General features: G+C 69.4%; 17 protein-coding genes, 3 tRNA genes and 2 pseudogenes. 8 read left to right on the top strand and 14 right to left on the bottom strand.

What is annotated here, in order from left to right; all coding sequences use genetic code 11:
- A pseudogene (locus HF999_RS23185) lies at positions 1-127 on the top strand (IS630 family transposase); the annotation flags it as partial.
- Here HF999_RS23185 and tgt read toward each other — a convergent pair.
- Together tgt and HF999_RS19265 are read right to left on the bottom strand one after the other, a co-directional pair.
- Positions 124-1,392 carry a tRNA guanosine(34) transglycosylase Tgt gene (tgt, locus tag HF999_RS19270; protein ID WP_376766505.1) on the bottom strand — a complete coding sequence of 423 codons (1,269 nt, stop codon included), beginning with the start codon at positions 1,390-1,392 and terminating at the stop codon, positions 124-126. The pseudogene HF999_RS23185 and the gene tgt sit on opposite strands and share 4 nt — an antisense overlap.
- A 591-nt stretch (positions 1,393-1,983) precedes the next feature.
- Positions 1,984-4,194, bottom strand: a pseudogene (locus HF999_RS19265) (MMPL family transporter); the annotation flags it as partial.
- Between the two features lie 230 nt (positions 4,195-4,424).
- On the opposite strand from HF999_RS19265, the gene HF999_RS19260 reads away from it, so the two are divergent.
- The gene (locus tag HF999_RS19260) at positions 4,425-4,814 is read left to right on the top strand and encodes a hypothetical protein (RefSeq protein ID WP_246208110.1); all 390 of its coding nucleotides are present in this window, start codon (positions 4,425-4,427) and stop codon (positions 4,812-4,814) included.
- 94 nt (positions 4,815-4,908) lie between these two features.
- The gene (locus tag HF999_RS19255; protein ID WP_168547429.1) at positions 4,909-5,589 is read left to right on the top strand and encodes a DUF2306 domain-containing protein; all 681 of its coding nucleotides are present in this window, start codon (positions 4,909-4,911) and stop codon (positions 5,587-5,589) included.
- A gap of 90 nt (positions 5,590-5,679) precedes the next feature.
- Here the strand turns inward: HF999_RS19255 and HF999_RS19250 are convergent.
- From HF999_RS19250 to HF999_RS19240, 3 genes are all read right to left on the bottom strand, one after another.
- A tRNA-Ser gene (locus HF999_RS19250) sits at positions 5,680-5,770 on the bottom strand.
- A 46-nt stretch (positions 5,771-5,816) separates the two neighbouring features.
- On the bottom strand, positions 5,817-6,251 hold the full coding sequence (locus HF999_RS19245) for a nucleoside deaminase (RefSeq protein WP_168547434.1): 435 nt from the start codon (positions 6,249-6,251) through the stop codon (positions 5,817-5,819).
- Positions 6,252-6,280: 29 nt separating this feature from the next.
- Entirely contained in the window at positions 6,281-6,799 is a 519-nt protein-coding gene (locus tag HF999_RS19240) for a tRNA adenosine deaminase-associated protein (RefSeq protein ID WP_168547428.1), read from the bottom strand.
- A 79-nt stretch (positions 6,800-6,878) separates the two neighbouring features.
- Here HF999_RS19240 and HF999_RS19235 point away from each other — a divergent pair, with 79 nt between their 5' ends.
- Entirely contained in the window at positions 6,879-7,847 is a 969-nt protein-coding gene (locus tag HF999_RS19235; protein WP_312854206.1) for a prephenate dehydrogenase, read from the top strand.
- A gap of 17 nt (positions 7,848-7,864) precedes the next feature.
- Here HF999_RS19235 and HF999_RS19230 read toward each other — a convergent pair whose 3' ends face one another.
- From HF999_RS19230 to HF999_RS19220, 3 genes are all read right to left on the bottom strand, one after another.
- Positions 7,865-8,479 (bottom strand): putative glycolipid-binding domain-containing protein, encoded by a 615-nt coding sequence (locus HF999_RS19230; protein ID WP_312854205.1) that lies wholly within the window; start codon positions 8,477-8,479, stop codon positions 7,865-7,867.
- A 103-nt stretch (positions 8,480-8,582) separates the two neighbouring features.
- Positions 8,583-8,975 carry a RidA family protein gene (locus tag HF999_RS19225; RefSeq protein WP_068571446.1) on the bottom strand — a complete coding sequence of 131 codons (393 nt, stop codon included), beginning with the start codon at positions 8,973-8,975 and terminating at the stop codon, positions 8,583-8,585.
- Between the two features lie 2 nt (positions 8,976-8,977).
- The gene (locus HF999_RS19220; protein ID WP_068571447.1) at positions 8,978-9,418 is read right to left on the bottom strand and encodes a DUF6918 family protein; all 441 of its coding nucleotides are present in this window, start codon (positions 9,416-9,418) and stop codon (positions 8,978-8,980) included.
- A gap of 207 nt (positions 9,419-9,625) precedes the next feature.
- Between HF999_RS19220 and HF999_RS19215 the strand changes: the two genes are divergently transcribed.
- The 3 genes from HF999_RS19215 to exaC all read left to right on the top strand — a co-directional run bounded on the left by HF999_RS19215 (position 9,626) and on the right by exaC (position 14,622).
- Positions 9,626-11,653, top strand: a complete 2,028-nt coding sequence (locus tag HF999_RS19215) for a CocE/NonD family hydrolase (protein ID WP_168547426.1) — start codon at positions 9,626-9,628, stop codon at positions 11,651-11,653.
- A gap of 68 nt (positions 11,654-11,721) precedes the next feature.
- Complete coding sequence (locus tag HF999_RS19210; RefSeq protein WP_168547425.1) at positions 11,722-12,954, top strand: helix-turn-helix domain-containing protein; 1,233 nt, start codon at positions 11,722-11,724, stop codon at positions 12,952-12,954.
- A 144-nt stretch (positions 12,955-13,098) separates the two neighbouring features.
- The gene (gene exaC, locus HF999_RS19205) at positions 13,099-14,622 is read left to right on the top strand and encodes an acetaldehyde dehydrogenase ExaC (RefSeq protein ID WP_168547424.1); all 1,524 of its coding nucleotides are present in this window, start codon (positions 13,099-13,101) and stop codon (positions 14,620-14,622) included.
- Positions 14,623-14,733: 111 nt separating this feature from the next.
- Here exaC and HF999_RS19200 read toward each other — a convergent pair whose 3' ends face one another.
- Positions 14,734-15,396, bottom strand: a complete 663-nt coding sequence (locus HF999_RS19200) for a hypothetical protein (RefSeq protein WP_168547423.1) — start codon at positions 15,394-15,396, stop codon at positions 14,734-14,736.
- Between the two features lie 159 nt (positions 15,397-15,555).
- Between HF999_RS19200 and HF999_RS19195 the strand changes: the two genes are divergently transcribed.
- Positions 15,556-16,266, top strand: a complete 711-nt coding sequence (locus HF999_RS19195; protein WP_168547422.1) for a phosphatase PAP2 family protein — start codon at positions 15,556-15,558, stop codon at positions 16,264-16,266.
- Positions 16,267-16,290: 24 nt separating this feature from the next.
- On the opposite strand, the gene HF999_RS19190 is transcribed toward HF999_RS19195, so the two are convergent.
- From HF999_RS19190 to HF999_RS19170, 5 genes are all read right to left on the bottom strand, one after another.
- Positions 16,291-16,668 (bottom strand): DUF779 domain-containing protein, encoded by a 378-nt coding sequence (locus tag HF999_RS19190; RefSeq protein ID WP_168547421.1) that lies wholly within the window; start codon positions 16,666-16,668, stop codon positions 16,291-16,293.
- Positions 16,669-16,725: 57 nt separating this feature from the next.
- The gene (locus HF999_RS19185; protein WP_168547420.1) at positions 16,726-18,315 is read right to left on the bottom strand and encodes an FAD-binding protein; all 1,590 of its coding nucleotides are present in this window, start codon (positions 18,313-18,315) and stop codon (positions 16,726-16,728) included.
- Positions 18,316-18,396: 81 nt separating this feature from the next.
- Positions 18,397-19,563 (bottom strand): Fic family protein, encoded by a 1,167-nt coding sequence (locus HF999_RS19180; RefSeq protein WP_168547419.1) that lies wholly within the window; start codon positions 19,561-19,563, stop codon positions 18,397-18,399.
- 203 nt (positions 19,564-19,766) lie between these two features.
- Positions 19,767-19,839: transfer RNA gene (locus HF999_RS19175), tRNA-Arg, on the bottom strand.
- A gap of 38 nt (positions 19,840-19,877) precedes the next feature.
- Positions 19,878-19,969, bottom strand: a tRNA-Ser gene (locus tag HF999_RS19170).
- Positions 19,970-20,129 lie beyond the last annotated feature (160 nt).

Below are 20,129 nucleotides of genomic sequence, written 5' to 3'. Positions count from 1 at the left end.
CAACACCAAGATCCGAGCGTTCATCGACGGCTGGAACCCCAGAGCCCACCCGTTCGTCTGGACCAAGACCGCCGAACAGATCCTCGAGAAGGCGAACCGTCCAACAACTTCAAACCCGCGCCACTAGTCGGACTTGGCGAGGTGGTGCTGGGTGCCGCGGTAGTAGCGGCCCAGGAACTCCTCCTTGAACTCCCAGTACGTGCCGTCGAGCATCGACTGCCGGATCTTGGCGACCAGCGAGACGATGAACTGCTCGTTGTGAATCGTCGCGAGCGTGGCCGCGAGCCCCTCCTTCGCCTTGAACAGGTGATGGATGTACGCGCGGGTGTACTGCGAGGTGAAGTTCTCGGTCTCCGGGTCCAGCGGCCGGAAGTCCGTCTTGAACCGCGAATTGGTGACGTTGTAGCGGCCGTCCAGCGAGTAGATCGCGCCGTTGCGCGCCACCCGCGACGGGGACACGCAGTCGAAGGTGTCGATGCCCTGCTCGACCGCGGCGAAGATGTCGTCCGGCTCCGAGATGCCCAGCAGGTGCTTCGGCTTGTCCTCCTCCAGCTCCTGGTTCACCCAGCGCACGATCGTCGACAGGTTCGCCTTCTCCAAGGCGCCGCCGATGCCGTAACCGCCGAACCCGAGACCGCCCGAGAGCCGGTCCTCGTCGCTCAGCGCGCGCAGATCCCGCGCCGCCTTGCGCCGCAGGTCCTCGTACTGCGCACCCTGCACGACGCCCCACAGGGAGATCGCGTCGCGGCGCTGCGCCGTGAGCCAGTTGTGCTCGGACAGGCAGCGGCGCGCCCACAGGCGGGTGCGCTCCAGCGACTCCACCTGGTACGCACGGGAATTGTGCAGGGTGGTGAGCTCGTCGAAGGCGAAGATGATGTCGGCGCCCAGCTGATGCTGGATCTGCATCGACACCTCGGGCGTGAACCGGTGCTCGGTACCGTCGATATGACTGCGGAAGGTGACACCGTCGTCGTCGACGCGCGAGAGGCGGTCCTTGCCCTCCGCGATCGCGTCATCGCCCTGGAGCTCCTCCCCGCCGTTCATGTCGATGACCTTCTTGAACCCCGAACCGAGCGACATCACCTGGAAGCCACCGGAATCGGTGAAGGTCGGGCCGTCCCAGTTCATGAACTTCCCGAGCCCGCCGGCCTGCTCGACGATGTCCGGACCGGGCTGCAGGTACAGGTGGTACGCGTTCGCGAGCACCGCCTGCGCCCCCAGCTCCGAGACCGCCTCCGGCAGCACCGTCTTCACCGTGGCCTTGGTGCCCACGGGAATGAAGGCGGGCGTGAGGATCTCACCGTGCGGCGTGAGCAGCCGGCCGGCGCGCCCCAGCGGACCGTCGGGCCCCTCGAGGCGTCCGTCGATGTCGAAACGCGTGGGGTCGCTGATGTGCTCGCTCTGCAGGCGCGTCCGGCTCGCCATGGACCGGTAGTCCGACCGCAGCGCACTCAGCTCCGCCGCGATCACCTTGTTCTGCTCACGCAGCTGGGCGATCTCGTCGACGGTCCGGTCGCCCCGCGGACGTCCGACGATCGGCCCCGTCGTCGTCTGCTCGGGACGCGGAACACCGGGCCGTGCCACCGGGTACTCGCCCGTGTCCTGCACGGTGGGCTCGGGCGCCTGGGCGTGCGCGGCCTGTTCGACGGTGACCGGCTCGTCCTTCGCGGGCGGGACCAGGGGGGCGGGCCCGGTGGGCGCGTCCGAGGGGCGCGCGAGGCCGTTCGCGTGCCCGTTGCGGCCGTTGGTGTCGGCTCCGTCGCCCCCGTTGAGCTGCTGCACCCGAGCCTTGCCCCGGGCGTACACGTCGGTGGGGCCGGCAGCGACGAGTTGTTCCGTGGGCACCGGGATCTCGGCGGTCGCCGGGGCGGGGATGGCCACGGTGTCGGCCGCCGCATCCGAACGGCCGAGCATCGCGACGAGCGCCTCGCCCTCGATGTCGACGTTCGGCAGGATCCTGTCGAGCCACTTCGGCAGCCACCACGCCGACCTGCCGAGCAGCATCATGACCGACGGGATGATCACCATCCGGACCACGAAGGCATCCAGCAGGACCGCGGCCGCGAGGCCGAAGCCGATCTCCTTGATGAACACCTGCTCGTTGAGGATGAACGAGGCGAACACCGAGATCATGATGATCGCCGCGGCGGTGACCACGCGGGCGCCGTACTGCACGCCGGTGATCGTGGCGCCCGTGGCGTCGCCGGTGTGCACGAACTCCTCTCGCATCCGCGAGACCAGGAACACCTGATAGTCCATCGCCAGGCCGAACACGATGCCCACCAGGAAGATCGGCAGGAAGGACACCAGCGGCTGGGTGTTGTCGATGAGTCCGAGCGCGCCGTCCGTGAAGATCGCCGAGGTCACGCCGAAGGTGGCCACCACGGACAGCAGGAAGCCGAGCACCGCGGTGAGGGGCACCAGGATCGAGCGGAACGCGATGAGGAGCAGGAGGAACGCCAGACCGACCACGATGGCCACGTAGATCCACAGCGCCGTGCCGAGCTTGTCCGAGATATCCATCTCGATAGCGGTGTTGCCCGCCACGCCGAGGTCGACGCCCAGGCGACTGACGGTGCCGTTCGTGCCGTTCGGCAGGGCGCGGAGCTTGTCCACCAGGTCCTTGGTGTCCTGATCGTTCGGCCCGCCCTTGGGGGTGACCATGATCTGCGCGGCGCTGTTGTCCGGCGCGAGCGCGGCGATCTGCGCGTTCTCGACCAGCTTCGACATGCTCGGGTCGGTGTTGATCTTGTCCACGATCTGGGCGTACGCACGCAGCCGCTGGTCCTGGTTCGCCCCGGAACCGTCGACCGCGACGAGCAGGGTGCCGTTCGCGCCCTTGCCCCAGCCCTCAGAGATGAGGTCGTAGGCCTTGCGCTCCGAGGTGCTCTTCTCGCTCATGCCCGAACCGGGCAGCGCCGTCTTCATGTCCTTGATCGGGATCGCCAGGATGCCGAGCACCGCAACGCCGGCGATGAGGGTGACGACGGGGACCTTCTTCACCACGTGTGCCCAGCGCAGGCCGTTGGCGACTCGGCCCTCGCCCTCGTCCGTGTCCTGCGGGTGCAGGCCCTTGACCCGGCCGGCGAAGACCTTGGAGCCGAACAGCCCGAGGATCGCGGGCAACAGGGTGAGTGCGACGACCACCGCGATGCCGACGCCCCACGCGGCGGCGACGCCCATCTGGCCGAGGAAGTCCATTCCGATGAAGGCCAGCGCGGCGAGCGCGATGATCACCGTCAGCCCCGCGAAGATGACAGCCGACCCGGCGGTGCCCACCGCGATGCCCGCGGCCTCGGCCCGCTGCTCCCGGGTGGTGGCGCCGAGGCGCCGCAGTTCGTGGCGGTACCGCGAGACGATGAACAGCGCGTAGTCGATGGTGACGGCCAGGCCGATCATCGACGTGAGCACCGTCGGGAAGGTGCCGAGCTCCACGAAGTGCGTCGCGATCATGACGCCGCAAATCGCGACCGGCACGGCGATGATCGCGTTGATCAGCGGCAGGCCCCACGCGACGAGCGAGGCGAAGGTGATGACGAGCACGATCGCCGCGACGATCATGCCGATGATCTCACTGGTCATACCCATGTCGGCGTTCCCGCGCGCCGCGGAACCGTCGGCCTCGATCTGCAGGGTGCCGCCCGACGCGGCCGCGCCCGCCTCGCGGGCCTTCTTGAGGTTGTCCGACAGGTCCTTCGGCAGCTCGGTGACCTTGTCGACGAAGTTGACGGTGATCTTCGCCGTTTTGCCGTCGGGACTCACCGAGGAGGTGACCGCCGCGTCCGCCTCCTTCTGCGCCTGCGTCTTGGTGGACGCGATGTCCTTGCCCTGCGCGGCGATCGCCTCGAGCCGCGCCTTCTGATCCGCGGTCAGACTATTCGGGTCGAGTCCGACGGTGGGGTTGTGCAGCAGCTCCGGGTCCTTGACGACCGTGACCTTCTGCCCGTTGTCGCCGTCCTTCGTGAGCGCCTTGATGTCGGCGATCGTCTTGTCGATGCCGGCGGCATTACCGGGATCCGTCAGCTTGCCCTGAGTGGCGTGGAAGACGATGGTCGCTGACGCCGTGGTGAACGGGTCCCCGCCCTTGTCGCTGAAGTTCTTGGACACGATGTCCGTGGCCTTCGCCGAGGGCAGGTCGGGCAGCGAGAAGTTGTCGACGGTCGGCTTGCTCAGCGCCGCGGCGCCGAGCCCCATGCCGACGAGCAGCAACAGCCACACGGCGATGACCTTGAATCGGTTGAGGTAGGCGAACCTACCCACCCGGTACAGAAACAATGCCATGGAGGTACTCCGAGTCGTCGAGGCGCGAGAGCTGCGTGATACGAGTCGCTGTCGAGTGTACCGATGGTTTCTATCCGCGCAATGAAGTCGCTGACCGGCAGTTTCGTGAGGCTCACCACCGAGGCACGCGTACTGTGCAGGGCATGACCGCCCTTCAGCGCTTCGCAACGCCTGTCACAGCCGTCGCAGCCGTCACGGCGTGCGGCCTCGTCCTGGCCGGCTGCGGCAGCTCCTCCGACTCGTCCACCGCCCCCGCACCGTCGGCCACCACGACCGTGGCCGCCGCGGAGACCCGCGCCGAGATGTGCGGGCAGACCCGCGGCCCCGACGGGGCCCTGTACGTCCACGCCCTCGGGACCGTCAAGGTCGACTGCGCCGAGGCGATGCGCGTGGCCACCGCGTTCGGGCCGAAGATCGCGACGGGACAGCCCGTCACCGTCGAGGGCTGGAACTGCACCTTTCCGACGACCCCCGGCATGCTCGCGCGCTGCGACGACGGGGACAGGGCGATCGGCTTCTTCGGCGCGCACTGACCGCCGCCGACACCGCCCCTCACCCGAGCGGACTACGCCGCGCCACCCCTACGGGTGATCCACGCGCGCGGCAACCACTCCTAGCGTGACGCCCATGAAGAAACTGCTGGTCGGCGCTCTCATCGTGCTGGTATTCCTCGCCTACGCACTGCCGCCCTATCTCACGGGCGGGAGCCGTATCCCGCTCGAGCAGCAACCGGACTGGTACTACGGACTGCTCGTCGGGCACATCCTGCTCGGGTCCGTCGCGATGCTCGCCGGGCTGATCCAGCTCGGACGGCGCTGGTTCGCGCGCTACCACTGGATCGCGGGCCGGATCTACGTGGCGTGCGCGCTGCCCGTGGGGCTCGCGGCCATCGCGATCGGGACCGTCACGCCGTTCGGGCCCGTCAACGCCGTGTCCAACGTGACCCTCGGCTCACTCATGCTGCTGTTCACCGCCCTCGGCGTGCGCGCGATCGTCGGCGGTGACGTGCCCGCCCACCGGCGCTGGATGACGCGCAGCGCTGCGCTCATGTACTCGGTGATCATCAACCGGATCCTGGGGCCGGTGGCCTTCCTCGTCCTCGACCTCGCCGGAGTGCCGGAGTCCTTCCTCAACGCCTGGGGGCCGGCCATCGTCGCGCTGCCGAGCTGGCTGATCGCACTCGGCATCTGCGAGTGGTGGTTGCGGCGGCCGATCCGACGAGTGCGCACCCGAGCGTCGTCTCCCGTGGCGCAGTCATCGCACGACCGTGGCATGTCGGAAGCGAGCGCCGCGCGGACCAACGCTTGAGCAGGCAGTCGCGCAGGGAAGGACGTTGATGCGGCACGAACGAGAAATGCCCCGCGAACTGCGTTACTGCAGGTCACGGGGCATTCCCTGTGGCGGTGGCGGAGGGATTTGAACCCTCGGTACGGGGTTACCGCACACAGCATTTCGAGTGCTGCACCTTCGGCCGCTCGGACACGCCACCGTCGCGAAACTTTACCGGAAGACGTCTCAGGCGTTAAATCGGCAGGTCAAGGCCTGTGCGGGGTGAAGAAGCCGGTCAGCAGGGCAGCGCACTCGGCCTCGCGGACACCGCCGCGCACCGTCACCCGATGCGTGACGCGCGGATCGCGGACCACGTCCCAGACCGAGCCCACGGCCCCGGTCTTCGGCTCGAAGGCACCGAACACGAGGTGCTCGATCCGCGCCGAGACGAGCGCTCCCGCGCACATCGCGCAGGGCTCGAGGGTCACGGCGAGGGTGCAGCCGCCGAGGCGCCAGCCGTCGCCGAACCGCGCCGCCGCGGCTCGCAGCGCGAGGACCTCGGCGTGGGCCGTCGGATCGCCCAGTTGTTCCCGACGATTCCCCGCGAGCGCGAGCACGGCACCGTCGGGCGCGAGGACCGCAGCGCCGACGGGCACGTCGTCGGGCCCCGCGAGGCCCGCGGCCTCCAGCGCGAAGCCCATGGCCGCGCGTTCGGCGTCCAACAGGGCCACTAGCCGAGCGAGTCCAGGATCGCGCCCAGCTGGGAGTCGAAGCCGAGTCGCTCGGCGATCACCTGGAGCTGCTCGTCCGGGTACAGGTCGGGATCCGCGAGCAGGACGCTGAGCTCCTGTTCGCCCAGCCCGAGGTCGCCGAGGATCGCCAGGTCGCCCTCGGGCCAGGGGTCGGTGTCCTCGATCTCCTCGGGGTCGATGTCCGGCACCTCGACGTTGAGTCGCTCCAGGGCCTGCTCGGCCAGCTCGTCGAAGACGGCGGCGGTGGCGTCGGAGAGCAGCAGGCGCGTGCCCGAGGGGCCGGGCCGGACGACCACGAAGTACTCGTCGTCGACGTTGAGCAGACCGAAGACCGCTCCGGTGACCCGCAGCGCCTTGATCTCCTCCTCGGCCTTGGCGATGCTGCCCAGGGATCCCGGGTCGAGGAGATGCACGGTCCACGCGGTCTCCTCGCGGGTCACTGCCACGGCGTAGCCGTCGGTGTCGTCGTAGCGCTCCGGTGAGGTCTGTGCGGCCATGGGTGAAACCGTATCCGCAAACGCCCGTCCGCGACACGTCTCGTACGGCTTCCGAGCGTCTCTGTGGAACGCTGTCGGAGTGTCTGCGCAGCATGCTCCTCATTCCGACGTCCCCGTGTGCGTCCTCGGCCTGGGCCTCATCGGCGGCTCGATCCTGCGGGCCCTGGGCCGTGCCGGTCGCCCGGCCTACGGCTGGAACCGCTCCGCGGCGGCCGTCGACGACGCGGACGCCGCCGGTTTCGACGCCTCGTCCGACCTGGTGGCTACCCTGCGGCGGGCCGATCAGGGCGGACACGTGGTCGTCGTCGCCGTCCCCGTCCCGGCACTCGACGGCGTGCTCGCCGCCGTCGCCGAGCACGCCCCGAACGCGTGGCTCACCGATGCGGTGAGCGTCAAAGGGGACGTCGCGAAGCGGGTCGCCGCGGCGGGCCTGACGGGGCGCTACGCCGGCGGCCATCCGATGGCCGGAACCGCCTTCTCCGGGTGGGAGGCCACCGACGCCACGCTGTTCGACGGTGCCACCTGGGTCGTCACCGCCGACGACGACACCCCCGCCGAGGCGTGGCGCCTGGCCGCGACCGTCGGCCTGGACTGCGGCGCCGTGATCGTGCCCGCGGGGTCCACCGAGCACGACGCGGCCGTCGCGCGGATCTCGCACTCGGTGCACGTGGTGGCGGAGGCCGTGGCCATCACCGCCGAACTGGACCCCGCGGCCAAGCAACTGGCCCACTCGCTGGCGGCCAGCAGCTTCCGCGATGTCACGCGGGTGGCGGGCACAGCGCCGTCGCTGGTGAACGCGATGTGCGAGGCGAACGCCGACGCGCTCCTCGACGCGCTCGACGACACGATCGCCGAGCTGGTCGCGGCCCGCGCCGAACTGGCTGAGCGGGGCACCGTCGGAGGTGTCACCGAGCGGGGCTACGCGGCGCGCAAGCGGTACGAGAACGCCCGCCGCACACCGATCAGTCCCGTGCTCGACGGGGCGCAGTGGCAGCGGGCGCTGCGCGAGGCGGGTGACGCGGGCGGCGTGATCACCGCTCTGGACTGAGTACCGCTCGAGGCGATCTACCCGACGCGGGTCGACAGGCCGGGGTAGTCGATGACGAAGCCGTCGGCGTCGACGGAGAGCTTCGAGCTGGACACCGGCGAGATGACGGTGATGCCGTCGGCCGCACCGTCGTAGTTGATGACCGTCTCCTTGACCTGCAGGCTGGGCAGATCCACGTACACGACCGGGACGTCGATGGCCTCCGCGTGGGTCTGCAGGTCGAACCGGCGGACGGTCAGCGCATTGAAGAACGCGGACTTGAGCACGTCCACGCTCAGGGCGCCCGAGAAGAAGCCTCGCTCGGAGCCCTGGGCGCCCTGGACCAACCAGTGGTTCTCGCCGTCGCGGGCGATGGTCACCTGGGACTCGCCGGCCTCCGTCAGAGCGTGCACCGAGAGGCGCTTGGTGACGCCCTCGTCGTCGGTGACGAGGTCGTAGGAGGCGTTGAACGCCGGGCCGTCGGCCGTCGGCGCCGCGATGATCCGGCCGTAGGCCTTGATCCGGTCGCCGCTGAGCTGCACCCGGACGGACTCCAACAGGTTCCCGTCCACGGAACGCCAGGTCAGGATCCTGGGCCAGCTCGCCCCGGTGATCACGGTGGCCACGGCATCTGCGGAAGTAGGCGTACTCACGCCGTCCACGGTAGCGCCTGTCGTTCGGCGCGAACGAACCACTGTGGCAAGCACTCGCACGGCCGCCGGCCTGTGCGCGTTGTCACAGGCCACGGCCCTGCGACTACAGGGCGGCGACGGCCTCCAACTCGACCACCTGGTCGTCGTACCGGAGCCGGCTCACACCGATCACCGACAGCGGCGGCAGCTCGACGAAGACCTCCGCGAGCGTGTCCACCGCGACCTGCAGGTCCACCTGCAGGTGCTCGGCGACGAACACCGTCAGCCGCGCCACATCGGCGAGCTCGGCCCCGCGCTCCCCCAGGATCACCCGGAGATTCGCGACGACGGCCCGCACCTGCCCCTGGACGTCCCCGGGGGCGACGGTCGTACCGCCGGCGTCGAGCGGCGCGACGCCGGCGATGTGCACCGTGGTGCCGGCGGGCACCGTGGCGCTGTAGGCGTGATCGACCGCGGTGGTCAGCTGGTCCGACCCGTGCAGCTGCACCTTCCCCATGATCAGGCGGCGTTCTTCTGGACGGCCGCGCCGACGCGGGGCAGCGCCGCCACGACGTTCTCCTTGGCCTTGCCGCGCAGGCTCGAGTAGGCCTTGCGCAGCGCGGGCTGGCTCGTGGACTCGGCCTTCGCGTCCGTCACGGCGAGCAGTGCGTCGCCGACGGCGTCGCCGCGGGCCGCGAGGAACTGGCCGAAGTCGCCCGGGCCCTGGGCCGAGAACTCGGTCCAGAACGGATCGAGCGCCGCGGCGAAGTCGGGCAGCAGCTTGGTCAGTGCCGACTCGATGACCGTGGGCGAGACCTTCTTGACCGCCGCGTACGCGGTCTTGATGACGGTGCCGGACAGGCCGCTCTTGTCGCCGACCTCTGCTTCGACGACCGACGCGAAGTCGGCGACGACGGCCGGCTGGCGCGCGGGATCGAGGAGCGTGGTGGTCAGCGACATGGGAAACCTCCGGGATTCGGGTCTTCGTCAGCGATGTACGCGATCGAGCCTATCGGGCACCGCGGGCACGTGCGGAGTGCGCATCCGGCGTGCTCCGAACACCACACGAAATACAACTGTTCTGCATCAGGTCTGTAACATCGTCACCACCGATTTGTGAGGTATGTCACCGGTGTTCTAAGTTGACGGTTGAAGGAAGGGGTTGCAATGGCGACCAGCCGATCCGGCAGAGCGAACGCCCGGCTGTCCGGCGTCCGGTTCCCGCTGTGGGACCGCAGCCCCGCACTGCCCGCGCCCGTCAGCGTCGAGCATCACGCGCGCGTCGATCACGCCCTCCCCCTCGGCGACCCCACCGGCGGCGCCGACGCCCTCGCCTGGCGCGAGGCCGTCGACGGCCGGCTCACGTACCCCCGCGTCCACATCGACCGCAATGTCGACATCCGGATGTCCGACGGGGTGGTGCTGCGCGCCACCGTCATCCGCCCCGCGGAGATCGACGGCGTGCCCGTGGAGCGCCCCTACCCCGCGATCTTCAACCTCAACCCGTACAACCGCATGGTCGTGGACGCCATCGACGAGACGACGCACGCGGCGTTCGTCGGCCCGGCGCTGACGAACGCCTCGAAGGCCCTCACGGGCGGGACCGTCGACTTCTCGGGCGGCCTGCTGCAGGGCTTCGGCATCAACCGGCGGCTGGTGCGCAGCGGTTACGTCCAGGTGATCGTCGACGTCCGCGGCACGGGCACCTCGCACGGCGTGTGGCAGATCCTCGGGCCGCGGGAGCAACAGGACTCGGTCGAGGCGCTGGCCTGGGCCCGGGAACAGCCCTGGTGCGACGGCAAGCTCGGCATGGGCGGGTGGTCCTACTCCGCGATCAACTCGCTGCAGGCCGCCGGCCACGCGCCGGAGGGCCTCGGCGCGGTGTTCGCGATCGAGGGCAGCGAGGACATCGTCCGCGACATCTACATCACCGGCGGCCTGCCGTCGGTGTTCATCCCGCTCTGGCTCGGTGCCGTGAACGGGCTGAAGTGGCTCTACAACCCGCGAACGCTGCTGCGGGACACGGTGAACGGCAACGTCTTCCGCTGGTTGCGCAGCCGCATCGTCTCGCCCGCGACGGAGATCTCGTCGGTCGTGACGGGGGTGCTCACGGGCCGCGATCCACGGGTCAACGACAACCCCTACTTCACCGAGCGGAACGCGAAGATCGACGCGATCACCGCGCCCACCTTCCTGTTCGGCGGCTGGCACGATCTCTTCGGCCGCAGCACGCCACGCACCTTCGCGCGCCTGAATCTGCCTCCGGGACAGAAGCAGATGGTCATCACCGACGGCTTCCACTTCGACATGGGCGCGGGCTTCGGCGGCACCCAGGCGCCGCCGCGGATCGACGTGCTCGAACGCGCCTGGTACGACCGCTGGCTCAAGGACATCGACAACGGCGTGGACCGCTACGGCCCGGTGACTCTCAAGCAGCAGGGCGGCGGCTGGACCGCGGGCGAGTCCTTCCCCCGCGCCGGTGCCCGCACCCAGCGGCTCTACGCGACCCCGGCACCGTCGGGCACGGCCGACCACGCCAGGTACGACGGTGCGCTCGCCACCTTCCCGGCCCGCCGTCGCGAGGCCGCGTCCACGCGGATCGATCTGCGCGGCCTCGCCTCGCCCGATCTGACGATGGTGCTCGCGGGCCTGACGAAGGCGGTCCCGGCCTGCGAGAACGCGAGCATCCAGGAGCGCGGCGCGATCTCCTTCACCTCGCCGCCCGCGGCGGTTCCGGTGCAGCTCAGCGGCGCGATCAACGTGCACCTCGTGACGCAGTGCGAGGGCGATGAGGCGATCTGGACGGTGACCGTCAACGACGTCGCCCCGGACGGCACGTCGACGGTGCTCTCGGGCGGCGCCCTGCTCGCGTCCAACCGCGCCGTCGATCCCACGCGCAGCACGTTCGACCTCGACGGCGAGCTGCTCAGCGCCTTCCATCCGCTCACCTGGTCGGCGAAGCAGTGCGTGGTGCCGGGCGAGATCATCGAGCTGGACATCGACGTGGTGCCGACCGACGCGCTGCTCGACGAGGGCCACCGCCTGCGCGTGGACGTCTACGCCGGCAGCGTGCCCCGCTACCTGGCCACCGTTCCCGACCTGGTGAAGACCCGGTTCGGCAAGCAGACGGTGCTCCTGAGCCCGGAGCGGCCGTCCTACGTGAGCCTGCAGCTGGTCGGCGATCCCCGCTGGTGACCGCTCCCGCCCCCGAGCCGCCCGAATCGCGCCGAACGGCCCGGTTCGGCGCTATCTTCGGTACTACGATGGTTGCCGGATCCCGAGCCGTCGCGTCCGTGGGTGCGGTCGCGCGGCTGCACAGCATGTTCGTCGACGGTGCGGTCGACGATGCGGCGCTGCGCGCATCCCATCTGCGTCGGCTCATCGCGGAGAGCTGGCAGCGCAGTCGGGCCGGGGGCGTGAATCCGGACGGCGGGGCACCGTCGGGCAGTGGGGCGCTGGACGCGCTGCGGGCCCGCAACCCCCTGACCGGCGTCATGCCGGTGATCCGACACCTGCTCGTCGACGATTCCGCGGGCGCGATGGTGGCCGTGGCGGACCGGGACGGCACCCTGCTGTGGGTCGAGGGCGACGGTGCCGCGGTCCGCAGCGCCGCGGCCATGAACTTCGCGCCGGGCGCGGACTGGAGCGAATCCGCGGCGGGGACGAACGCACCGGGCACCGCGCTGGCGCTGGACGCGGAGGTGCAGATCTCGGGGTCCGAGCACTTCGCGCGGCTGGCGCACGGGTGGAACTGCACCGCTGTCCCGATCCACGATCCGGTCACCCGGGCCGCGGTCGGCGTCCTCGACGTGACGGGCGGCCCGGAGGTCGCGACGCCGCAGGCCCTGGCGCTCGTCCGGGCGGCGGCGCTCGCCGTCGAGGGGCAGCTCGCCGTCCTCCGCCTGACCGAACCCGCACCGGCACCGTCGGCCCGGTTGCGCTTGCTGGGCACCCGGCCCGTGCTCGAGCTCGAGGGCCGGGAGGTCCCGCTCACCGGCCGCCACGCCGACATCCTCGCGCTCCTGGCCCGGCATCCGGAGGGGCTCACGGCGGATCACCTCGCGCTGCTGCTCGACGAGCGCGATCTCGACGTGGTCACCGTGCGCGCGGAGGTCTCGCGGCTGCGCAAGACCATCGGCGCGGACTTCCTCGGCTCCCGGCCCTACCGGCTCCTGCGGCCCCTCGCCTCGGACGCGGACGAGGCGGCGGCGGCCATCCGCGCGGGCCGGGTCGTCGACGCGCTCGCCGTGTACCGCGGTCCGCTCCTGCCGAACTCACAGGCGCCGGGCGTCGCGCGCCTGCGCGCCGAGCTCGCGGGGAGCCTGCGCTCGGCGGTGCTCGCGAGCCGGGACCTGGGCCTGCTCCGACGGTGGCTGGACCTCCCGGACGCGCGGGACGACGAGCACGGCTGGCGCGTGCTCCAGGCGCACGGCGACACGCAGGCGCGCGCCGAGGCCGACGGGCGCCTCGCGGCGATCGCCATCGACCTGGCCTGAGCGGGTTCGCGTTGCGCCGGCCGAGGCGGCTCGGAGCGCCCTGACCAGCACGGATCCAAGTTGCAGCGGACTGCAACGGTATTGCAACGATCGCTGCGTACGGTGGATTGTGACTGAAGTCACCAACTCACCTGGAGGCACGCAATGACCGTTTACGCACGTCCCGGAGCTCCCGGCTCCATCATGAGCTACCAGTCCCGGTACGACAACCTGATCGGTGGCGAGTGGGTCGCGCCGGTCAAGGGTCAGTACTTCGAGAACCCGTCGCCCGTGACCGGCCAGAACTTCTGCGAGGTCGCGCGCTCGACCGCGGAGGACATCGAGCTCGCCCTCGACGCCGCGCACGCCGCCGCGCCCGCCTGGGGTCGGACCTCGGCCACCGCGCGCGCCAACATCCTCCTGAAGATCGCCGACCGGATGGAGGCCAACCTCGAGGCCATCGCCGTCGCCGAGTCGTGGGACAACGGCAAGCCCGTCCGCGAGACCCTCAACGCCGACATCCCCCTCGCCATCGACCACTTCCGCTACTTCGCCTCGTGCCTGCGCGCACAGGAGGGCAGCCTGTCGGAGATCGACGAGAACACCGTCGCGTACCACTTCCACGAGCCGCTCGGCGTTGTGGGACAGATCATTCCGTGGAACTTCCCGATCCTCATGGCCGTGTGGAAGCTGGCCCCCGCGCTGGCCGCGGGCAACGCGATCGTGCTCAAGCCGGCCGAGCAGACCCCGGTCTCGGTGCTGTTCCTGTTCTCGATCATCGGCGACCTGCTGCCTCCGGGCGTGGTGAACATCGTCAACGGCTTCGGCCTGGAGGCGGGCAAGCCGCTGGCCTCGAGCAAGCGCATCCGCAAGATCGCCTTCACCGGTGAGACCACCACCGGCAAGCTGATCGCCGGCTACGCCGCCGACAACCTCATCCCCGTCACGCTGGAGCTGGGCGGCAAGAGCCCGAACGTCTTCTTCAAGGACGTCATGGCCGCCAACGACGACTACCAGGACAAGGCCCTCGAGGGCTTCACGATGTTCGCGCTCAACCAGGGCGAGGTCTGCACCTGCCCGTCGCGCGCACTGCTGGAGAAGCCGATCTTCGACGAGTTCCTCGAGCTCGGCTCCATCCGCACCAAGTCGATCATCCAGGGCGATCCGCTGGACACCGACACGATGATCGGTGCGCAGGCGTCGCGGGAGCAGCTGGACAAGATCCTCTCCTACGTCGACATCGGCAAGAACGAGGGCGCGACGCTGGTCACCGGCGGCGAGGCGGCCGATCTGGGCGGCGACCTGTCGGGCGGCTACTACATGCAGCCCACGATCTTCTCGGGCGACAACAGCATGCGGATCTTCCAAGAGGAGATCTTCGGCCCGGTGCTCGCCGTGACGTCCTTCGACGGTTACGACAACGCGATGGAGATCGCCAACGACACCCGCTACGGCCTCGGCGCCGGCGTCTGGTCGCGCAACGGCGATGTCGCCTACCGTGCGGGCCGCGACATCCAGGCGGGCCGTGTGTGGACCAACACCTACCACCAGTACCCGGCGCACGCCGCGTTCGGCGGCTACAAGGACTCGGGCATCGGTCGTGAGAACCACAAGATGATGCTCGACCACTACCAGCAGACCAAGAACCTGCTGGTCTCGTACGCACCGGGCGCGCAGGGATTCTTCTGATCCCTACTCGGTCCGACACCAGGTGAGGGTGTCAGCGGCGCCGTCCCCTCGGGGGCGGCGCCGCGCTCGTGTCCGGGGTACGGAACGGGCCGGGGTTCGGACGTCAGGGCATCAGTCCACCGGGATCTCGGTGGTGCCCAGGACGTCCCCGAGCTGCCACGGGTCCCGGCCGAGGGCGATGTTCATGTCGCAGTGCACCTTCCCGTAGCCCTGCGGCAGGTCCGCCCGGTGTCCGGCACCGTCGGTGTAGTGCTGGGCGACGTAACGACGCCCAAGCTCGGGTGCGGTGGAGAAGTCGGGCGGGGTGCCGAACGAGGGCACGATGAAGGGCACGTCCGGCAGGCCGGGCCAGATGCCGATGTCGTTGGGGCGCAGGTAGCCCAGGCATCGCACGGGCCGCTCGCCAACGGTGCCGCCGCGCCACGCGGAGGCACCCGCCACGAAGCCGTTGAAGTCGTCCGAGTGATCGCCTGTGATCCGCCCGTTCCACGACCCGGCGACGGCCATCGTCACCACGTCCGGCCGGTCCTCGCCCTGCAGTTCGAGGTGCGCGCCGAGCGACTCCTCCCAGTTCGGGCGGACCACGGCGTACACGATCGCGCCGACGAGCCGCCCGTCGTCGAGCATCCGGCGCGCCGTGGCCCAGTCCGCCTCGAACCGCCGGTCCCGGTAGGCGCCGTCGTTGGAGCGGATGGACACCCAGCGATAGGGGTAGTCGTCGGGCAGCGGCGGCTGCCATTCCGACACGTCGGCGAACAGCGTGCTGCCCTTCATGCGCGCGGTCCGTGCCCGCCTCAGCCTTTTCCTCATCGCACCTCACCTCAACTGTGCCCCGCATCTCTGCTGACGCTACCCCGGCACCGGGAGGTCATGGGGCGAGATTTACCGGGTCTTGGGTTGCGCGAAGGTCTTTCATCCGGGCAATCTGGAGGGATGTTCTCGATCACCGGCAGCGGCCGGGCCCTTCTCGCATCGGCGGTCGCACTCGTCGCCGCCGTCGTCGCCCTCGGGCTGCTCGTCGGGTGGAAGCCCGTCACGGAGGCCGATGGGGAGGTGCTCGAGGAGATGGTCGAGCATCGCAACACGGGAACCACCACTGTGATGAACCTGATCACCGATGTGTTCTCCCCGAGCGGCACGATCATGATCGGCGTCGTGGTCGCCGTGCTGCTCGCGTGGCGACGGTCCGTCGCTTCCGCGGCCTTCGTCCTCGGCTCGACGGCCGTCGCGTCGGCGATCACGCTGGTTCTCAAGTCGCTGTTCGAACGGCAGCGGCCACCCGTGATCGACCACCTCACCAACGAGTCCGATTACGGCTTCCCCTCCGGCCACGTCACCGGGACGACCGCCCTGCTGCTCGCCACGACGGTGGTCGTGACCGTCGGCTGGCCGGCCCGTCGGCGCGTGCTCGCGTTGGTCGTGCCCGCGATCGTCATCGGTGCTGTTGCGGCGAGCCGCCTCTACCTCGGTGTGCACTGGTTCTCGGACACCGCCGCGGGATTCGGCATCGGCCTCGCCGGCGTGGCGGTGGGGCTGGCCCTGCTCCCGCCGGACTCGTGGGCGCGCTGGGACCGGTCGCTGTCGGAGACCGTTGGCCGACGGCGCGCCCAGCGCTCCCGTCCGGCACGTCACGCGGCACCCTGAACGGACGGCCGCGCCGCGGCGCGGTCAGCCCTGCGGAACGGGGCAGGCCACGCCGTCGCCACCCGTGATCCGCACCCGGGAGACGAACCTGCTCCCCGTCGAGCCCTCCAGCGAGAAGCCCGCCGCGCGGCCGGGCTCCAGGTCGAGGACCAGGACGCTGTTCTCCCACACCCGCGCCTCGCCCTCGGAGACCCACACCGGCACGACGCGATCGTCGCCCAGTTCGACGGCACCGAGCTGCACATTGGCATCGCCCAGGCGGAACTCGTCGACGGCGAAGACCATCGGGACGGAGCCGTCGCAGCAGCCCCCGCTCTGGTGGATCAGCAGCGGGCCGTTACCGTCCCACAGCTCCCGCAGCATCTCCCGCGCCGCCTGCGTTGATTCGACCCGCTCGTCCATACCCAGTCCTTCCGCCTGCCTCGACGGTAGCGCAGCGGCAATGACGGGGATACCGGTTCACTCGTTCAGCGCGGCGTGCGCACCGGCGCGCCGGCCGGAGAAGACGCAGTCAGCCAGAGACAGCCCGCTGACATACGAGTTCGAGCACACGCCGGCAGCCGCGCGGCCGGCCGCGAACAGCCCGGCGATAGGGGCACCGTCGGACCGCAGGACCGCACCGGTCTCCTCGTCCACGACGAGGCCGCCGAGGGTGATCATCGGCATGGGGTAGCTGACCCGTGCTCGGAACGAGATGTCGAGCAGGGTGAACGGTCCGGTCGCTATCGGCCGGCGGACGCCGTCGGGCTTGCCGAACGGGTCGGGCCGCCCGGCGTCGATCGCCCGGTTGTGCGTGTCGACGGTGCGCCGCAGTGCGGTCGGGTCGATGCCGGCGCGGATCGCGACCTCCTCCACGGTCGCGCCCCGGGTCGCGCCGAGCCGCAGGAGCCGTTCGGTCTGCAGGCGCTGGAACCAGGTGGACTGCCGCGGAATCTGCTTCCTCGCCTCGGTCAGGAGCGGCGCGTCCACGAGCAGCCAGCCGCGGTGGTCGCGGCGGGTCGCCAGGGCGTCGCCGAGCGCTGCGCCGTAGCGGGATTCGTCGATCATGCGGCCGCCGTCGCCACCCACGACGAGTCCGGCGAAGAAGGCGCTGGGCGGGCCGATGAACCGCCAGTTGGAGATGTGGTCCATCTTGTCGACGGTGGCGCCGGCCTTCCGCCCCATCGTGATTCCGCTGCCGTCGTCGGCGGCCGTGCCCAGCGGCAGGCCCTCGTCCCAGGGGAAGTCGGCCCGGTGCGCCGCCACCATCGCGCGGTTCGCGATGAATCCGCCGGTCGTGAGAATCACCGACGACGTGGCGCGGATACGGATCGTGCGAGAATGCCGTCGCTCGATCCGATCGAGAAGCGCCTGCATCGCCGAGCGGAACCCCTGGTGGTACACACCGGGTTTCGCGGAGAGTTTCGCCAGGGCCGCAAACCGGCGCAGGACGGCGGGCGGGGCACCGTCGAGCGTGCGGGCCTCGACGCCGACGACCCGCCCCTCGTCGAGGATGAGATCGGTGACGCGCGTACCCGTCCGGACGCGCACCCCATCCCGCGCTGCGGACGCGGCCAGCGGGCGGTAGAAGGCCTTGCCCGAGACGCCGGGACCGTGTGCGCGATGCCCGCGCTGCCTCGGGACCGCACGGTCGGGGAACGAGTTCTCGCTGCCCGAGAAGTAGAGGTAGTAGTCGTCCGTCGGGTACGAGGTCTTGTACGGGCAGGGCGACGGGTCGAAGGGCACGCCGTTGCCGGTGAGCCAGTCGATCATCGCGGGTGATCCCTCGCAGAACCTGCGCAACGTGGACGCGGAGACGGCGTCGCCCACCTCGCCCCGCAGGTAGGCGTACATGTTCTCGGCGGAGTCCTCGACCCCGGCCGCGCGCTGCACCCATGTGCCGCCTCCGGCGTAGACGATGCCGCCGGACAGATCCGTCGCACCGCCGCCGAGGTAGCGGTCGACGGCGAGCACGTCCGCGCCGCCCTCCCGCGCCGCCAGCGCGGCCACGACCCCGGCACCGCCGTATCCGACCACGACCACCTCGGCCGACTGATCCCAGTCACCCATGCTCAGCCACCCGTTCCATGTCGATTTCTAGAACACGTTACAGAATGGGTCGCGATCCACGGATAGCCTGCCCAGACACGGTCATTCGTACGACACGGGCATGTCCATGACCTCGAAGATCGCGGGCGAGAACCAATGCTCCCTCCCGCCCTGTCCCCGCGTTCCCAAACTTCTTAGCCAGCCTCGACTCTCAGCGTTCTTGATGAGGTTCCTCGCCCCCTGATTGGTAATGCCGAGGCTCGCCTCAACGGAGCGAACGGTGACGAACGGATTTCGCATGATCACTTCGACAAGACGAGGCAGATTCGACCTCTCCTTGATGGCGTCGCCGTAGTAGTCCTCACGAATACGGATCAGCCTCTTGGACCTCTCGACAGCGTCGTTCGCTTGAGCGCGAACAGCTTTGATGAAGAACAGGAGCCATGCGCTGATGTCCCCGTCCTCACGGACCGCCTGGAGACGCTCGTAGTACTGGCTCCGATGAGACTCGAAGTAACTGGACAGGTACAGGAGCGGAACAGGGAGGCGCCCTCGATCCTTCAGCAGCACATTGATCAGCAAGCGTCCGATCCGTCCGTTTCCATCGAGGAACGGGTGAATCGTCTCGAACTGATAGTGCATCATCGCGGCTTGAACCAACGCCGGTAGGGCCCGCCCATCATCATTGACGAACTTCTCCCAGTCGCTGAGAAGCTCACCGAGATGCTCGGGCAACGGCGGCACGAACATCGCCGTATCAGGGGTCGCGCCGGCCCGTCCCACCCAGACGGGCGATCGACGGAATTCACCCGGCGACTTCTCCTCGCCACGGACTCCCTCGAGCAGGGTCGCGTGGACCTTGAGAATCAGCCGTTGCGTAATCGGGAGCGTCTTGGCGAGGTCGTACGCCTGGGTCGTCGCCGCGAGATAACGTCGCACCTCCGCAGTCTCGTCGTTGTCACTGTCCGCGTCGATCTCAGACTGGAAGACGTCGGACAACGATGCCTGGGTGCCTTCGATCTGGGAACTCGCGAGCGCCTCGCGAACTTGATAGGGACCGATGAGCAAACCCGGATCGGTGATGATCTGGCCGAGTCCCTGGAGATGACCCAGGGCCGCGTCCGCCTCTGACAACTCCGCGACGACCTCGGCGGGCAAGCTCAGCTGCCGCGGCATCGGCTTCGGCAAGTAGTACACGAACGCCCGCTTGTTCCCCGGCTCGATGGTTGGCCGCCCGAACTCGGAGTCGGCGAATCGCTCCATCTTCATCATCCAACCCTACAACTGAATGCTGTTTCAGTTGGAAGTTCCGCCTTCACCTCCGACGCGTGTTGGAGCGTCGCCGCGAACTTCCAACGCACGAGCGTCAGCGTTGGAAGTTCGACCGCCGTGCGCAACGCTCGTTGGAGCGTCTCACGAGCGAACGCAAAAACGCCAGGTCAGATATCGTCTGACCTGGCGTTCTCACACTGTGCGCCCGAAGGGATTCGAACCCCTGACCTTCTGATCCGTAGTCAGATGCTCTATCCACTGAGCTACGGGCGCATACCCATATTCAATTCTCGCCGGTCCGAAGACCGACGTGGCGGAGGCGAGAGGATTTGAACCTCCGGTCCGGTGTTGGCCGGACAACTCATTAGCAGTGAGTCCCATTCGGCCGCTCTGGCACGCCTCCAAATCGGACGCGCTGCGCGAGCGAACCTTGCGGGTCACGCGCAACCGCCGAGCAGCTACATTACACAACCCTCGCCCGCCGCACAAAACGCCAGGAGAACACTGCACCCGCTTCCCGACCTGACCGCGATTGCAAACGATTCGCCCGCGGGGTGACGCCG

Origin of the sequence: Tsukamurella spumae (assembly GCF_012396015.1) — a bacterium.
Classification (GTDB): domain Bacteria; phylum Actinomycetota; class Actinomycetes; order Mycobacteriales; family Mycobacteriaceae; genus Tsukamurella; species Tsukamurella spumae.
Note: the sequence above shows the minus strand (reverse complement) of the source record. Positions and strands in the feature narration are given on the sequence as shown.

Coding starts and splice junctions, on each gene's coding strand:
- HF999_RS19260 (WP_246208110.1), top strand. CDS start 4,425: ATGACCGCCCTTCAGCGCTTCGCAACGCCTGTCACAGCCGTCGCAGCC.
- HF999_RS19255 (WP_168547429.1), top strand. CDS start 4,909: ATGAAGAAACTGCTGGTCGGCGCTCTCATCGTGCTGGTATTCCTCGCC.
- HF999_RS19245 (WP_168547434.1), bottom strand. CDS start 6,251: ATGGGCTTCGCGCTGGAGGCCGCGGGCCTCGCGGGGCCCGACGACGTG.
- HF999_RS19240 (WP_168547428.1), bottom strand. CDS start 6,799: ATGGCCGCACAGACCTCACCGGAGCGCTACGACGACACCGACGGCTAC.
- HF999_RS19225 (WP_068571446.1), bottom strand. CDS start 8,975: ATGGGGAAGGTGCAGCTGCACGGGTCGGACCAGCTGACCACCGCGGTC.
- HF999_RS19220 (WP_068571447.1), bottom strand. CDS start 9,418: ATGTCGCTGACCACCACGCTCCTCGATCCCGCGCGCCAGCCGGCCGTC.
- HF999_RS19215 (WP_168547426.1), top strand. CDS start 9,626: ATGGCGACCAGCCGATCCGGCAGAGCGAACGCCCGGCTGTCCGGCGTC.
- HF999_RS19210 (WP_168547425.1), top strand. CDS start 11,722: ATGGTTGCCGGATCCCGAGCCGTCGCGTCCGTGGGTGCGGTCGCGCGG.
- exaC (WP_168547424.1), top strand. CDS start 13,099: ATGACCGTTTACGCACGTCCCGGAGCTCCCGGCTCCATCATGAGCTAC.
- HF999_RS19200 (WP_168547423.1), bottom strand. CDS start 15,396: ATGAAGGGCAGCACGCTGTTCGCCGACGTGTCGGAATGGCAGCCGCCG.
- HF999_RS19195 (WP_168547422.1), top strand. CDS start 15,556: ATGTTCTCGATCACCGGCAGCGGCCGGGCCCTTCTCGCATCGGCGGTC.
- HF999_RS19190 (WP_168547421.1), bottom strand. CDS start 16,668: ATGGACGAGCGGGTCGAATCAACGCAGGCGGCGCGGGAGATGCTGCGG.
- HF999_RS19185 (WP_168547420.1), bottom strand. CDS start 18,315: ATGGGTGACTGGGATCAGTCGGCCGAGGTGGTCGTGGTCGGATACGGC.
- HF999_RS19180 (WP_168547419.1), bottom strand. CDS start 19,563: ATGAAGATGGAGCGATTCGCCGACTCCGAGTTCGGGCGGCCAACCATC.